Source organism: Candidatus Thiodictyon syntrophicum, assembly GCF_002813775.1.
GTDB classification, from domain to species: Bacteria; Pseudomonadota; Gammaproteobacteria; order Chromatiales; family Chromatiaceae; genus Thiodictyon; species Thiodictyon syntrophicum.
Genome location: NZ_CP020372.1, coordinates 86,337 through 101,115 on the forward strand (window position 1 = coordinate 86,337; position 14,779 = coordinate 101,115).

The window sequence follows — 14,779 nt, forward strand, 5'->3', positions numbered from 1 at the left end:
GATGGGGGACGGGGCGGGGCCGCGGGTAACCGTGGGACGGCTGGGCTTATCCGCGCTTCATTCGCTATTCAATGGCGCTGCGGGATGGCCGCGGAAGGCCCCGCGGAGCGGATTAGTTCAACGTGAAGTCTAAAGCGGCGCGCGCCCCTGATGAGCTAGCCATTTAGCGCGACGCCTGTGGCGCGCGCTCGCTTTTGAGACAAAGGTTAGGCTCTTAGGTTAGGCATTCTTGGATTACGTAATTGAGGCTGGCCCCTTTGCTCAAGCTTAGCCCCATATTCCCTACCGTATCACCTATTTGCCGCCGTTTAGAAGTTTGCAATCGTCCCCTAGATCAATTGCAATACAATAGTCGATAAGAGACATGCCTCCCTCTTTCGCTGGAACAATTTTTCCGGGGCTTCCGGGTTTGAACATATGTACATCGCGACCATCAGTACTACGTCCTATCAATGTATTTGAGTCCGGCGTAAACCCCTGAATGGAGACCAGCGCGGGGTTAGCTCCTTTTTTCAACTGCAAGCGCAGTTTTTTCAGGTCTTTCGTGTATGACGCCGGTCGGCTCACTCCTTCGTGGACTAGGATCAGTTCTCCACCTTTCCCTTCCTTATAACTCTTGGAGAACTCAGGCCTCATTCGCTGGAGCGTTTGCGCTAGGCCAATCGCCGCATCCGTTTCTTGCTTGGTTGGTTCCTTGGTTGGTTTTTCAGATGTCGCCGGGCTTGACTGACCCACTGTTTCTTTGGCGCCGGGGCTCTTCGGCGAAGGGTTGTCGGCAGGTTTTGGAATTTCGGACCCTTCGGCACCGCCAGAACTTGGTCGCAGTTGCGGATTCTGCTGTTCGGTTACGCTTCCTGAAGGCCCAGAGATTGGTTCAGATGCCCCAATCATGGGAAATAGGGCGAGTGGAAGCAAGGATAAGACGGCAAAGGGCAAAAAAGCAGTGCGCATGGGTTTCTCCTATTGACGAGTCGACATAGTTTGGTTGCCTAACGTGTGCTAGCTCGAGACGGGCCGACGCCGGACTAGGCTGGCGCGGGCCGCTTGTGGACTAGCTTGTACTAGGATACTAGTAGTCTAGACTGAATCCAGTCTAGACCACTAGTATCCTAAACCAACCATGCCAACCATGCCAACCCCGCCCCGCCGCGAAGACGGCACCCCCTCCAACTGGGACCGCTACCTGGATCTCCTGATCCACCGCGGCGTGCCGGAGAAGATGCGTCCCTGGTACGTGCGCCGGGTCGAGGCGTTCCTGAAGGCGCTACGCCCGGTGTCCTTGTCCAGCCTGACGGCCGAGCAGGTCACCGGCTACCTCCAGGAGGTGTCGAGCCAAGGGCAAGTGACCGGGTGGCAGTTTCGCCAAATCGTCGATGCTTTGCAACTGCTTTTAGTTGACCTAAGTCAAGCCCCGGTCGGAAAGGGTATCGATTGGGACTGGTGGAAGGCCGGCGGCAAGACGTTGGCGCCGGACCATCCGACCCTTGGGAAGTCGCAGGCGCCGGGTGCGGGTCCGCGGTTCGCCGGTGCGGCGGCGGCCTTCCCGCTCCTGGAGACCCTGGCGCGGACCATCCGCGCGATGCAGTACTCGATCCGCACCGAGCAGGCCTATGTGGATTGGTGTCACCGGTTCCTGGCGTTCTGCGGGGACAAGCCGACGGAGGCCCTCGGGGTTGAGGACGTGCAGCGGTTCCTTACGCACCTGGCGGTGGACCGGTCGGTGTCGGCCAAGACCCAGGGCCTAGCCTACAGCGCGGTGGCCTTCCTGTTCAAGCAGGTGTTGGAACGGCCCTTGGAGGACGTGCGTTTCTCCCGGCCGAAGCGCCAGCAGAGGCTGCCGGTGGTGCTGACCCGGGAGGAGGTGCGCCGGTTGTGTGAGGCGATGGACGGGACCTTTGGCCTGATGGCGCGGCTGATGTACGGGACCGGGATGCGGCTGATGGAGTGTGTGCGGCTGCGGGCGGCCGACGTGGACTTTGGGAATCGCTCAATCGTGGTGCGCAACGGGAAGGGCGGGAAGGATCGGATCGTGCCCTTGCCGGAGCGCCTGCGGGAGCCGGTGGAGGCGCATCTTGCGCGGGTGAGGACCCTGCACGAGCGGGACCTGGCGGCGGGGGCGGGCTCAGTGTATCTGCCGGATGCCTTGGGGCGTAAGTACCCGAACGCGGCGCGCGAGTGGATCTGGCAGTACGTGTTTCCGAGCAGCCGGTTGTCGCAGGACCCCAAGTCGGGGGAGGTGCGCCGCCATCATCTGCACGAGTCGTCATTGCAGATGGAGATCAAGGCGGCCGGGCAACGCGCCGGGCTGCCGAAGCGGGTCAACAGCCATGCGTTGCGGCATTCGTTCGCGACCCATCTGCTGGAGGCGGGCTACGATATCCGCACGGTGCAGGAACTGCTGGGACATGCGGACGTGTCGACGACGATGATCTATACCCATGTGCTCAATCGGCCGGGGGTGGTGCCGGTGCGTAGTCCGCTGGATGCGTGGTAGGGGCCGGGTCTGGGCGCGCGCGGGACGGCCGCGGGATGCTACACTCCAATGATGTCCAAAGCGCTGACCGCTGAAGATGTTCTTCCGATCGTCGCGTGCCTGACGCCGCGCGAGCGCGGGCGTCTGCTGCGGCTGATGACCGCGCGGCCGGGTGGGGATGCTGCTGTGTATCGGTCAGTACCGCCCGCCCGCGATGAGTTTGCGACCGACGAGGAGCCGCTGGCCTGGGACGCGGAGGGCTCGCGGGACTTTGAGTGAAGCGCGCGCAGGTCTTTTGGTACAGTTCCGGCCCCCGGGTAGGCGGCGTCCAATAGCCGCGGCTCTTGTCGGCGGCACCTAAAACGTTCGGGACGGGGTGAATACCCCGTCCCGCCTGATGTACGCTATCGTTGTCGTTGTCGTAATCGAATAATCCGACCACGATTACGACAACGACGCCGCTCATAGGCAAAGTGCCTCACGGTTGCTACGTCGTGGGTGATAAGAACGCGTCCCTGCTCCGCGGCCCACCCCAGAACGGTCGGGTCATCGTCCCCACAGAGCCCGACAGCCTGCACCCGCACCAAGTCGATACCGGGGAGGCGGCGCACGACTCCGCGAGCGATGTTGCTGTCCAGGTTTTCGTCAGCGAGCAGGCGCAACATCGGTCGTTTTCTCCCGTTGCGCGATGCGGGCACGTACCTGATCCGGCGGTGATCGCAGGGCCGCCTCATGCCGGGCGCGGGCGGAGGACTGGCGCTGACGGTGCATGTAATCCTGTACCTCTTGCCGGTGGCTGAGGTAGTAGGTCAGGGTTGCGTAGACGGTGTGGAGGTCTAAAGCATCGAAGCGCAGGGCGATCTCTTCTGCCGATGCGCCCTGCTCGAAGAGGCCGATGACGCTCTCTAAGGCCACCCGGGTCTGACCGATGCGGATGACGCCGTGGGCGTCTTCCTGTAAGGGCGGGGGTTCACTTTTCAGGGCAAGTTCCATTCATGATGCGCTCGGCGCGAAGGGATTGATGAGGGTCAGAGCAGTAATATGCTTGTAATCATCGACGTTCCTTGTGACCAGCGGAAGGGCGTAGACTAAGGCAGTGGCGGCGATAATCGCGTCCGCGAGCCTGATCTTGCGGCGCTGGCGCAGGTTCGAGAACCATCTCAATCCCTTCCGGGGAGCGGGCGGTCTCTTCGTATTTTTCGTTGCCAGGCGACGGGATCATCGATCTTGCTGAAGGTGGCGAGCTCTCGCACGCGTCTCAAGGCATCGAGCAGGGTTTCCGCGGCCGGTAGGGCGGCACTTGTGCTCAGAGGTTCGTCTACCACAAGCAAGAGTCGTCGGCGTCCCGGTGTCAACCAGCCGGGCAAAGGCGACAGCAATTTGATACTGCCGTCGGGGTTGATCTCCACGTCAGTCTCAAGTGTTTTCATGGTGATGGCCTTGACGGAATTGATTGAAGCAGCGCAACGATGGGTTTCGCTGCGCTCTACCCATCCTACGGGACTGCGCGGCCGGTGGTCCGCACAGCGGACCCTACGGGCGCGCTTGCTAGCCCGTTGCGCCGGTGCCTGGCTATGAGACTACCAGGAAGTCCGCGGTCGATTCTTCGATGAAGCGGCAAATCGGGTGGTCGAGTAGCAGTTTCACCGGCTTGGTGCCACCATGAGGCGATGCTCAAAGTCGGCGGCAAAGGCCAGTGAGGCGCGGATATCCGCCGGTTCAAGATCCGGAAAGTCATCCAATATCTCGGCTTCGCTCATTCCCGCGGCCAGGTAGCCGAGAATGTCGTAGACAGTGATACGAAGACCGCGGATGCACGGCTTTCCGCCGCGCTTGTCGGGTTCGATCGTGATGCGTTCGCGGTAGTCCATTGCTCGGCTCCGGAAAAGGCTGCTGTGCACGAAAGCAGCGGGTTATGGGGGATAGGGCCATGGCGGATCTGGCCTCGATTATCGTTCCGGCCGCAAGAAGACAGGAGGTCGAGGCTTCAGCCGGCCGACATCACAGATCCGCGGCGCTGGTCCGGCTAAAGCCTCGACCTCCGGTGCGGACTGCCGGACGGCGGCCGGACCGATGATCAAGACCGACGCCCGGGTCCGCGCGGCAGACCTTTGCCATTAGAAAAAAACCATAGCGACGGCCTACTGGCCGTCGCTGCGCACCTCGAAGACGCAGGTGGGGTTGCCCATCGCCTGGCACTGGACCTCGACGACGCGGACCTCGGGGTCGACCAGTTCCCGGAAGAGGCGCTCGAAGGTGGCGCCGTAGAAGTCGCACAGGGGCAGCGGGGAGCGGGTGCCGCGGCAGACGCGGGAGCCGTCGAGGATGAAGCGGGTGGGGCAGCCGGACTGGGTGCTGAAGCGGGCGCCGCCGGCGAAGGTCCAGGAGTTCTTCTCGATCGCCCTGAGCAGGACCCGGGCGGCGAGTGCGCGCGGCAGGAGTTTGAGCAAGCGTTGCACCGGGCGGGGGATGCGGTTGGCGAGCAGGTAGTCGCCGGTGCGCCGCCCGGCGTCGGCGCCGATCTGGCGCGCCTGTTTGATGCCGAGAATGTCACGCAGGGCCTGGTGTAGCGCGGTGACCTCGCGTTCGTCCACCATTTCGGTGGGCGGGGTTTCAAGGTAGTGGGAGAGTCCGGCCTGCGCGAAGATGCGCGGTGTGGCCGCGGCATCCGGGCCGGCGCCCAAGGCCTCGATAACGCGCAGGATGGCGTTGGGTCCGATCCGGGCGGGTTGGTCCGGGCCCCCGGCGGTCTGATGGTGTGGCTCGTTGGCGCCCATGGGCTGATCCTGCTTGGGTTGTTAAATGGGTTAGCCGGGAAAGAGGATTTAGCCGCAAATGAACGCAAAAGGACGCAAATAACCAAGAACCTGGACGGTGCTGTCCGTGAAGCGGCCCGATTCATGGGATGATCACCGGGACTCGCGGATTTATTTGCGCTTATTGGCGTTCATTTGCGGCTGATTACTCTTTCTTAGGTCACCGCAGTTGGGGCACGCCCCAGTGGTTGTTGCTCCAGCCGAGGCTGGGCTCGGTTTGGGTGCAGAGGCCGCGCAGGAAGTAGCGCCCGCGTGGGGTGACCTTGATGCGGTCGGTGCCGACCTCGACCAGGCCGTGCTCGGCGCAGCGCACCAGTCGTTCATAGTCGGCCGCGAGACCGGCCAGCAGGTTCAGGGGTACCTCCAGGTTGCACAGGAGGTGCTGAATGGCCTGATGGCGTCGCTGGTCGTCGTCGCTCAGGCGGTGGCCCCACAGGATGGGGAGGCGTCCGGCCTCGATCGCCTTGCGCCAGGCGTCGGCGTTGGGCTCGTTCTGCACATAGACCCCGTCCACCTCACCCAGGCTGCTGGTGCCGCAGGCCAGCAGGTGGCGGGCCGGGCCGCAGGTGTAGCCGATACAGGTGTGGCGCAGGGTCCCGGCCGCCTGGGCGTCGGCGAGTTCGTCGCCATTCCTGACGAAAGAGTCCACCCCGATCCAACTGTAGCCGGACTCGGTGAAGGTGTGCACCGCGCCGTGGAGCAGGGCGAGCTTTTCGGCGGGGCCGGGCAGGGAGGCGGCGTCGATGGCGTATTGGTGCGGGCGCGTGGTGGGGTGGTGGGCGTAGCTGAAGAGGCGCACCCGGTCCGGGCTGATCTCGATGACCCGGTCCAGGGTCGAGGCGAAGCCCTGGGGGGTCTGGTTGGGGAGCCCGTAGATCAGGTCCAGGTTGATACAATCGAACCCGATGTCGCGGGCGGTGGCGCAGACGTCGCGTACCAGGCTCACCGAATTGACACGCCCGATGGCGTGCTGGACCCGGGCGTCCAGGTCCTGGATACCGAAGCTCACGCCCTTGAAGCCGAGCCCCTTGAGGAGATCCAGTTGCCCGGCCGAGGTGCGCCGGGGATTGCATTCGATGTTGGTCGCGGTGTCGGTGCCGATCCGGAAATGGTGTGCCAACATCTCCATCAGGCGGATCAATTGGCAGTCGGTGAGATAGTTGGGCGTCCCACCGCCCAAGTGGAGTTGGGCCAGGGCCCGGCCGCGGCCGAGCCGCTCGGTGACCAGGTCCAGTTCCCGCTCCAGGGTGTCCAGATAACGGTCGATCTTGGTCCCGTCGTGGGTGACGGTGGTGTGGCAGGCGCAATAGAGACAGCGCACCGGACAGAAGGGCAGGTGGACATAGAGTGCCACCGGCTCCTCCGGGCGCCCGCCGAGCGCGCGCAGCGACGCGGCATAGTGCGCCGCCGCCTGCCGCTGCCCGCCCGCGGGCGGCGGGAGGCCGACCGCGTCACTCGTCGCCTGGTCGAAGCGTTCGATCAGTTCCCGTGGGATATCGGCGAAGAGGGCCGCGGTCATGGCTGCATCCTCCCTATACGGACGATACGACGGGGCGCTGGGGCGCGGGTTTCTCGCTGACTGCCGGGGGCAGGCCGGTGGCCTCGTCGATTTGCTGATCGGGTCCGCCGCAGGCCAGGATCTTGATCGGCGTGCCCTTGAAGTTGACGTCCGCCGACAGGTCGGGGCGGCTGATCTTCAGTTCAGCGATCTGCTCCTGGGTCAGGACCTTGGACTGGTCGAAGCCCAGATCGATCTCGGTCGACATGCCGCCCTTGTACTTGACGCGCTCAAGATCATAGAACGTCTTGTTCCAGGTGGTCTTCAGGAACGCCTTCAGACACCCGAGCATGTACCTGCGCTTGAACTTGTCCCTGATCCAGGGGTATTCGAAGAAGCTCTTGCGCGCATAGAAGCGGGCGTAATTGCGCAACACGCCCTTCAGGACCTCCTCGCGCGTCATGGCCTCGGGCTTCATGATGGGCGTGACGAAGTTGTACTTGGAGTAGTCGCGCACCTCGACCCGATCGCCCAAGTCCTCGAACAGCTCGGCGAAGGGCCAGGGGGTATACATGTTCCAGTTGACCATATCCGGCTTCCAGTCCTGCGCCAACCGGTAGGTCTCCTCGATGGTCTCCTTGGTCTCGTTCTCCAGGCCCATGATGAACTGGACCTCGGCGACGATGCCGGCATCGCGCAGGAGCTTCACGGCGAGCTTGTTCTGCTCCACCGTAGTCTGCTTGCGGAAGACGTCCAGGTTCAACTGGGCGGCCGCCTCGGTGCCGAGCGACACATGCACCAGCCCGGCCTTGCGGTAGAAGGGCAGGAGATCCCGGTCACGCATGATGTCGGTCACGCGGGTGTTGATACCCCAGTGGATATTCACCTTGCGGTCGATCAGTTCCTGGCACAGGGCGACGAACTGACGCTTGAAGATGGTCGGTTCCTCGTCCGCCAGGATCATGAACCGGACGTTGTAGTCGCGCACCAGGATCTCGACCTCATCGACGAACTTCTTCGGGTTGCGATGACGATAGGTGCGCCAGAACTTCCATTGGGAGCAGAAGCGACAGGTGAAGGGACAGCCGCGGGCGAAGTTCGGCACCGCCACCCGGCAGTTCAGCGGGATATAGATGTAGTGGTTCCAGTTGAGGATGGACCAGTCGGGCGTGAGGGTGTCCAGGTCCTGGATCACCGGGTGCGCCGGGGTGGCCACCACCTGGCCGGCCTCGTCCAGGAAGGCGATGCCCTGGATGCGGGCGCGGTCCTCTTTGTCGGTACCCTTCTCGACCGAGCGGAGCAGGTTGACGATGATCTCCTCGCCCTCGCCGCGCACGATGTAGTCGATCCAGGGGGCCTCGCCCAGGACCTGTGTATACATGAAGGTCGGGTGAATGCCGCCCAGGATGGTGACGCAGCCGGGCAGCGCCTCGCGGGCCAACTGGAGGGTGGTCTGGGCCTTGTAGATCATCGGCGTGATGGCGGTCGCCAGCACCACGTCCGGGGCGTGCTTGCGGATATATTCGCGCAACACGTCGTCCGGCATGTGCTCGCACATCGCGTCCAGGAAGCTGACATCCGTATAGCCCGCCTGCTTCAGGGCGCCGGCGATGTAGGCGACCCAGCCGGGGGGCCAGTTGCCGGCAATCTCCGCGCCGCCCGCGTGATAGTTTGGCTGAATCATTAAAATGCGCATTGTCCACCTCCGAAAAACTGTCGCTGAATGGGTGCCTTCAGTGGCCCTTGAGTGGCCTTGCGCGAGCCGCGCACGGCGCTTTTGTCCGTCCCCCCGGCCGATCGATCAGCCTAAAAAGAGTATTTGGCCGCAAATGAACGCAAATAAGCGCAAATAAATCTACTGGTTATCATCGTCGCCGGCGTCACCCGGACGATGAATATGCAGTAAAAGCCAAGTCTCTGATTATTTGCGTCAATTTGCGTTCATTTGCGGCTAAACTGCTCTTTCTGGGATCAGATGCCCCGCAGGGAGATCAGGACTCGGGGCCGATCCTGTGCGCACGCGGGGCACACCGGCGTCCGCGCTGCGCCGGTATCGGCGCGCCGCTGGAAGGCCCAGGACCACAGGGCCTCGTCCGGCAGCGGCAGCACCAGGAACCAATGTTCCAGGACCGCCAGGGCGAGGAGTGTTGCGGTCAGTACGTAACTGGTGTCGCTGAATGGGGCGATGTCGGTATCCAGGGCCCGGCCGACCAGGAGTATGACGCCCACGGTGCCCAGGGTCACCGACACCGGGAACAGATAGTTCATGTGTCGCTGACCCATGTAGGTCTGTAAGAATCGCAGGTGTTCGGGAAGCCAGTCCGTATGCAGGTTGGGCACCCCGAAGAAGACATTGAGCTTGGCGCTCCAGCGCATGATCCACAGGACACTGTAGGTCCAGACCCCGACCTGATTGGGCTGGTCCCAACACAGGGCGATCAGGATGACGCCGGTGACGACTACCGAGACCTCGTGGTAGAGACTGGTCCCGACGGCCAGCGCGAAGCGCTTCCAGGGCCCGCACCCGGGCGGGCAGGGCGCCTTGCGGGGGCCGCTCACGAGCCCCATGAAATAGCTCATCTCCAGCGTCCCCCAGATCAGGACGCCGCAGGTGAAGCCGCAATAGACATGGGCGAGGGACAGCCCGGTACAGGTCAGGACCAGGCCATAGACGCCCGCGACCAGGGCCGCCGCCGCGCCGGTCAGGCTCCAGCGATAGGTCCGCTGGGGCAGTCCGTCCAGGTAGAGGATGATGCCGGTGCCCAGCCACCAGACGAACAAGGCGTAGAGCGCCGGGACGACAAACGAGAGCATGCGTGGTTCCTGGTTCCGCCGGCCGAGTCCGGGGGGCGGGCTAATGGGTAGCGTCGGTCTTCACCGCCGGGGCGCCTGGCGCGGTGACCAAGGCGGCCTTGCTGCCCAGGAAAACGGCAAATGCCGCGTCATTGGCCGGGCCGAAGGAGCGCAATTCGATCACCCGCTGCGTTCCCAGGTCGGTCAGGTTCAGCCGGCCATCGGCGAGCCGGGCCAGCCGGAACGGCGTCTCGGGCGGCACACTCGCGTTGCGCCGCCCCCGGGACGTGGTGCGCAATAACCCGCGCACGAAACCCTCGCCGCCGACCGGGAGCACGGCCACCGTACTGCCGTCGGTGGCGTCCTGGACCAGCGTGGTCCCGTCGGGTCGATCCGAAAAACGGAGATCCCGGCTGTACACCGCCGGTGAGGGCGGCATTTGACTGGCATTGTACCCGGTCAGGACCGCCGCGGTCACGAGGACCAGGAAGAATCCGATCAGCGCGGCGAACGCGATCAATACCTTGCGAGGAAAGTGGGCGTTGGGGGACGGGTCAGCCATGATCGGAGCAAGGATGAAGGATGAGGGATGAAGGATGAAGGGAGTGCGGCGCGGGCCCGGGTGGAGTGGGAATCGGGCTCATGGGGTTGGCGCGGGCGCGGGGTCAGGCTGGGCGGGGCGGGCGCTTGCCAGGGCGCCGGCCAGGATCTCGGCGACCTTGGCGGCGTCCGGGACGGCGCGCAGCATGGGCTGGGGGGGCGAGAAATACCAGGGGCGGGCGTGGGGCCACAGGACGATATAGGACGCGCGCACCGGCCCGGTGAGGGTGAGCGGCAGGTCCCCTGACCCGTCGGGGTAGCGGCGCAGCCCGGCGCTGGTGATCTGGGCGAATGGGATGTTGATGCAGATCTGAATCGCCACACCGATGCGCATCACCACCCGCCGGCTGGTGATCGTATAGATCGTCGCCCGGCTCATGGCCCAGGCGAGGAGAATCAGCACGCCGACCGCGACGGCGCCCAGCAGCGCGAGCCACAGGGCCCCGCCCAAGGCCACGACCAGCGACTTGCCCCCCTGGAGGTTCCAGGCCAGGAGCAGGATCAGCAGTGCGATGAAATAGAAGACCACCTTGCGGGCGTGGAAGGCGTGCCGCGCCATGGACTGCCAGCGCGGCACACCTTGCCAGAGCAGCGCCTCCCCGGGGGGGAGGCGCTCCGGCAGGCCCGGTACGGGTTCGTGGTCGTACTCGGCCATTGACGGCTTCAGAGGAAGGGCTCGAGGCGTTCCGGGACGGCATAGAGCTTGCCGCCGCCGTAATAGGACGACACCAGGTCCTCTTCGCGCAGGGTGATGCGGCTGGGGCTGGCTTGAACCGGAACATTGGCGAACTGGGCGGCGGTAATGGCAGCGACCTTTACCTGCCCCTTCCTCTTCAGGATACGGGCGAAGCCCATGGGCACCAGGACGCGCTTGCCGCCCTTGACATCGACCTCAAGGTAGCGGATCTGCGGCTCGGAGCGGTCGACCCAGATTTCGGAGATGGTGCCGGCCTGCTGATCGTCGCAGCCGATCACCGCGAAGCCGCGCGGATCGGCATCGCCCTCGGCGACCGAGAATTCCTTGGCGATACGCATCGGGACTATCTTGTCCAGGCCCTCGTGGGTCAGATCGGCCTCGTTCATGCGGGTCGGGCAGGAGCCGGGGCCGACGCGGGCCAGCATGGGGTCGCCGGTGGGGGTCAGGGGGGCGCCGGGCCAGGGCTCGACCGGGGTGGCGTTTACCTGGTCGGGGGCCTCCGGGCTCGGCTTGGTCACGGTGCCGTGGCCATGGGGCAGGAGAAAGGTCTTGGGTGCGGGCAGATCGGGCCAGCCGACGACCCTGATGTACGGGGAGCGCTCCGACTCCAACGGGTATCCTTCCCGCTTATCCTCACGCCGGAGGTAGATAATCAGTCCGGCGAAGAAAAACCAAAAGGCCCAGATCGCGATCTGGCCGAAATCGATGTAGCTAGGTGCTGCTGCGAACATACTCCCCTCCCGAGGGCAAATGGCTAGCCGGGGAATTCGGCCAAGCCGAAGCTGTTTGACGCGGTCTTGCGACCCGCAGCGGAACTGCCCGCGAGTGGGCCGATGGCGGCCAGCGTCATGAAAAGTAAAACAATCTCGAGCGCGTAGACGGTCCCGTAGCCGACCGCCGGACTCGTCAGGGCGGCTCCCAGTGCGTCCTGCGCGGCCAGTCCACCGATGACATCGCGCAGCGTGCCGCCCAGCACGATCGCGAGCCCGGCGGCGGTCGCCTGCACGGCGCCCCAGGCGCCCAGGGCCAGCCCGCTCTCGTCGCCCTGGGTCATGCCCATGGCGGCGGTCAGGGTGCCGACCGAGAAGAGGCCGCCGCCGAAGCCGATCAGGAAGGTGCCGATCCTGAACACGACGGCGGACCCCAGCGGCGCGGACAGCAAGACCGCGGCGAAGGCAAAGACCCCGACCACGGCGCCCAGGCCCGCCAGGCGATAGGGGTCGGCGCCGCGGCCTAAGTGCCGCGCGGCCAGCCCGAAGGCCAGGAGCGTGCCCCCCGCCAGCAGGGCCGTGAGCTCGGTGGTCGCCCCGACCGTGAGGTGCAGCACCTGGCCGCCATAGGGTTCCAGCAGGATGTCCTGCATGCTGAAGGCGGCGGTGCCGAGCCCCAGGGCCACCAGGAGGCGCGTGACCCGGCCGCCGCGCAGATAGGCGGCCCAGGAGTCGCGGAAGGCGGGGGTGGCGCGGCCCGCACGGGTCAATGCCGGGTTGCGGGCCTCCTGTTTCCACAGCGCGATCACGTTCAGGATCATGGTGACCAGGGCCGCCCCCTGCAGGACCTGGATCAGGCGCTTCTGGCTGAAGTCCGCGAGGATCTGGCCGAAGATCAGGGAACTGACCAGCATCCCCAGGAGCAGCATCACATAGAGCAGGGCGACGGCGCGCGGCCGGACCTGCGGCGGGGCCAGGTCGGTGGCGAGTGCGAGCCCGGCCGTCTGGGTGATGTGCAGGCCGGCGCCGACCAGCAGGAAGGCGAGCGCCGCGCCGATGGGGCCGATCGGACCCTGCCAATGGGCGTCGCCCCCCAGGACCAGGAGCGCAAAGGGCATGATCGCGAAGCCGCCGAACTGCAACAGGGTACCCATCCAGATATAGGGGACCCGCCGCCAGCCGAGCGCGGACACATGGTGGTCCGAGCGGAAGCCGATCAGGGCACGCAGCGGCGCGAACAGCAGCGGCAGCGAGACCATGACCGAGATGATCCAGACCGGGATGCCCAGTTCCACGACCGCCACCCGGTTCAGGGTGCCGTTGAGCAGCACCACGGCCATGCCGACCGAGACCTGAAAGAGGGCGAGGCGCAACAGCCGGCCCAGGGGCAGTTCCCGGGTACCGACGTCCGCGAAGGGCAGGAAGCGCGGCCCCAGCCGCAGCCACCCGTGGGTGACGATGGCGCCGATCGACCTCATGGGTGCGCCGGCCCCCCTATCGGCGCCCCACTCGGCCCCCGGATCAACTCCAGGGCCTGCGAGGTGTAAAAGCCGCGGGTGATGCGTTGGGTGCGCCCCAGGTGCCAGCCGGCGAGGCCCGCCTCCGCCGCGATCAGTTGCGCCAGCCGTTTGGGGCTGACGGGCACGATGGCGGGGGAGCGGTCGCCGCGCGGGAAGAACTGCCCCACGGCGTGCATCACCGCCAGGAGCGGGGTGCGCGGGGCATAGGTGAAGAGGATGGAGCCCTGGGTCCGGGCGGCCACCTTGGCCAGCAGGACGACCACGTCCTCACTGCGGTAGTGGATCACCGAGTCCATGGCGACCACATGGTCGAAGGTCCCGAGCGCCGGGTCGGTCATGTCGCCCACCAGAAACTCGAGGCTGCCGACGCCGAGATCCTTGGGGCTGCGCTCCTGCGCCAGGGCGATCAGGGTCGGGGCCACATCGATGGCGACTACGGTTGCCCCGCGGCGCGCTGCCTCGACCGCCAGGGCCCCGGTGCCGCAACCCGCATCGAGCAGCCGCCGACCCGTCAGATCCGCGGGCAGCCAACCGAGCAGCGTCGCCCGCATCAGGTCCCGGCCGGCGCGCACCGTGGCGCGCACCCGGCTGACCGGGGCGTCGGAGGTGAGGCGGCCCCAGGCATCGGCGGCGGTGCGGTCGAAGTAGGTCTCGATCTCGCCGCGGCGTTCTTGATAAGAGCTGGTCGGCATCAATCGAATCCCAGAAAATCGAAGATATCGCGGTCGCGCATCGGTTGCGCGGTCAGGGGCTCGGTACCGGCCCAGAGGGCGGCGGCGAGTTGCATGTATTGGGCCCTGGCCAGTTCGACCTCCGGTCCCGGGTCCATCTCGAACAGGGTGCACTTCTTGAGCCGACTGCGCCGGATCACGTCCAGGTCCGGGAGGTGGGCCAGACGCTTCAAGCCCACGGCGTCGATGAAGCGGTCGATCTGATCGGTCTCGGCGCTGCGGTTGGCGATGACCCCGCCCAGGCGGACCCGGTAGTTCTTGGCCTTGGCCATGATCGCCGCGGCGATCCGGTTCATGGCGAAGATCGAATCGAAGTCGTTGGCGGTGACGATGAGCGCCCGCTCCGCGTGCTGCAGGGGCGTGGCGAAGCCGCCGCAGACCACGTCGCCCAGCACGTCGAAGATCACCACATCGGTGTCCTCAAAGAGGTGATGTTGTTTCAGGAGCTTCACCGTCTGGCCGACCACATAGCCGCCGCAGCCGGTGCCCGCCGGGGGCCCGCCGGCCTCCACGCACATCACGCCATTATAGCCCTCATAACAGTAGTCTTCCGGCCGCAATTCCTCCGGATGGAACTGGACCGACTCCAGGATATCGATCACGGTGGGCACCAGGCACTTGGTGAGCGTGAAGGTGGAGTCGTGCTTGGGGTCGCAGCCGATCTGCAGCACCCGTTTGCCGAGCTTGGAGAAGGCGACCGACAGGTTCGAGGAGGTCGTGCTCTTGCCGATCCCGCCCTTGCCGTAGACCGCGAAGATCTTGGCCTGCCCGCCGATGGCCTCGTCCTCCTGGAACTGGACGCTGCCCTCGCCATCGGGAGGTACGGAAGTACGTGAGTACGGGAGTACGGGAAGAGCCACTTCACGCGACATCGCTGCGGCCCCCGTACTCACGTACTAACGTACTAACGTACTTTCCTAACGTACTAACGTACTTCCGTA

17 protein-coding genes are annotated in these 14,779 nt (G+C 65.2%); 2 read left to right on the top strand and 15 right to left on the bottom strand.

What is annotated here, in order from left to right; all coding sequences use genetic code 11:
• Nucleotides 1-294: 294 nt before the first annotated feature.
• On the bottom strand, nt 295-951 hold the full coding sequence (locus THSYN_RS34615; RefSeq protein ID WP_157818081.1) for a hypothetical protein: 657 nt from the start codon (nt 949-951) through the stop codon (nt 295-297).
• Nucleotides 952-1,129: 178 nt separating this feature from the next.
• Between THSYN_RS34615 and THSYN_RS31605 the strand changes: the two genes are divergently transcribed.
• A complete protein-coding gene (locus THSYN_RS31605) occupies nt 1,130-2,494 on the top strand; it encodes an integron integrase (protein WP_269467352.1) in 1,365 nt (454 codons plus the stop codon).
• A 48-nt stretch (nt 2,495-2,542) separates the two neighbouring features.
• The gene (locus tag THSYN_RS31610; protein ID WP_100923047.1) at nt 2,543-2,752 is read left to right on the top strand and encodes a hypothetical protein; all 210 of its coding nucleotides are present in this window, start codon (nt 2,543-2,545) and stop codon (nt 2,750-2,752) included.
• A gap of 125 nt (nt 2,753-2,877) precedes the next feature.
• Here THSYN_RS31610 and THSYN_RS37090 read toward each other — a convergent pair whose 3' ends face one another.
• The 14 genes from THSYN_RS37090 to bchL all read right to left on the bottom strand — a co-directional run bounded on the left by THSYN_RS37090 (nt 2,878) and on the right by bchL (nt 14,710).
• Entirely contained in the window at nt 2,878-3,207 is a 330-nt protein-coding gene (locus THSYN_RS37090; RefSeq protein ID WP_335582535.1) for a DUF5615 family PIN-like protein, read from the bottom strand.
• Complete coding sequence (locus THSYN_RS31620) at nt 3,119-3,466, bottom strand: DUF433 domain-containing protein (RefSeq protein ID WP_100923048.1); 348 nt, start codon at nt 3,464-3,466, stop codon at nt 3,119-3,121. Before THSYN_RS31620 ends, THSYN_RS37090 begins: the two co-directional genes overlap by 89 nt.
• A gap of 167 nt (nt 3,467-3,633) precedes the next feature.
• Nucleotides 3,634-3,903 (bottom strand): hypothetical protein, encoded by a 270-nt coding sequence (locus THSYN_RS34620; protein WP_157818082.1) that lies wholly within the window; start codon nt 3,901-3,903, stop codon nt 3,634-3,636.
• 213 nt (nt 3,904-4,116) lie between these two features.
• Nucleotides 4,117-4,344, bottom strand: coding sequence for a DUF433 domain-containing protein (locus THSYN_RS31630; RefSeq protein ID WP_100923050.1), 228 nt, complete (start codon nt 4,342-4,344; stop codon nt 4,117-4,119).
• A gap of 270 nt (nt 4,345-4,614) precedes the next feature.
• Nucleotides 4,615-5,250, bottom strand: a complete 636-nt coding sequence (gene bchJ / locus THSYN_RS31635; RefSeq protein WP_100923051.1) for a bacteriochlorophyll 4-vinyl reductase — start codon at nt 5,248-5,250, stop codon at nt 4,615-4,617.
• Between the two features lie 199 nt (nt 5,251-5,449).
• The gene (gene hemN / locus THSYN_RS31640; RefSeq protein WP_100923052.1) at nt 5,450-6,808 is read right to left on the bottom strand and encodes an oxygen-independent coproporphyrinogen III oxidase; all 1,359 of its coding nucleotides are present in this window, start codon (nt 6,806-6,808) and stop codon (nt 5,450-5,452) included.
• A 13-nt stretch (nt 6,809-6,821) separates the two neighbouring features.
• Nucleotides 6,822-8,483 (bottom strand): magnesium-protoporphyrin IX monomethyl ester anaerobic oxidative cyclase, encoded by a 1,662-nt coding sequence (bchE, locus tag THSYN_RS31645; protein ID WP_100923053.1) that lies wholly within the window; start codon nt 8,481-8,483, stop codon nt 6,822-6,824.
• 275 nt (nt 8,484-8,758) lie between these two features.
• Entirely contained in the window at nt 8,759-9,601 is an 843-nt protein-coding gene (gene puhE / locus THSYN_RS31650) for a putative photosynthetic complex assembly protein PuhE (RefSeq protein WP_100923054.1), read from the bottom strand.
• A 40-nt stretch (nt 9,602-9,641) separates the two neighbouring features.
• Complete coding sequence (gene puhC, locus THSYN_RS31655) at nt 9,642-10,142, bottom strand: photosynthetic complex assembly protein PuhC (RefSeq protein ID WP_100923055.1); 501 nt, start codon at nt 10,140-10,142, stop codon at nt 9,642-9,644.
• Between the two features lie 78 nt (nt 10,143-10,220).
• Nucleotides 10,221-10,835: a photosynthetic complex putative assembly protein PuhB gene (puhB, locus tag THSYN_RS31660; RefSeq protein WP_100923056.1), complete on the bottom strand. Its 615-nt coding sequence runs from the start codon at nt 10,833-10,835 to the stop codon at nt 10,221-10,223.
• Nucleotides 10,836-10,843: 8 nt separating this feature from the next.
• On the bottom strand, nt 10,844-11,608 hold the full coding sequence (gene puhA, locus THSYN_RS31665) for a photosynthetic reaction center subunit H (protein WP_100923057.1): 765 nt from the start codon (nt 11,606-11,608) through the stop codon (nt 10,844-10,846).
• Between the two features lie 23 nt (nt 11,609-11,631).
• Nucleotides 11,632-13,065, bottom strand: a complete 1,434-nt coding sequence (locus tag THSYN_RS31670) for a BCD family MFS transporter (RefSeq protein WP_100923058.1) — start codon at nt 13,063-13,065, stop codon at nt 11,632-11,634.
• Nucleotides 13,062-13,799, bottom strand: a complete 738-nt coding sequence (gene bchM, locus THSYN_RS31675) for a magnesium protoporphyrin IX methyltransferase (protein WP_100923059.1) — start codon at nt 13,797-13,799, stop codon at nt 13,062-13,064. The genes THSYN_RS31670 and bchM overlap by 4 nt, the downstream gene beginning before the upstream one ends.
• A complete protein-coding gene (gene bchL, locus THSYN_RS31680; RefSeq protein WP_100923060.1) occupies nt 13,799-14,710 on the bottom strand; it encodes a ferredoxin:protochlorophyllide reductase (ATP-dependent) iron-sulfur ATP-binding protein in 912 nt (303 codons plus the stop codon). Before bchL ends, bchM begins: the two co-directional genes overlap by 1 nt.
• Nucleotides 14,711-14,779 lie beyond the last annotated feature (69 nt).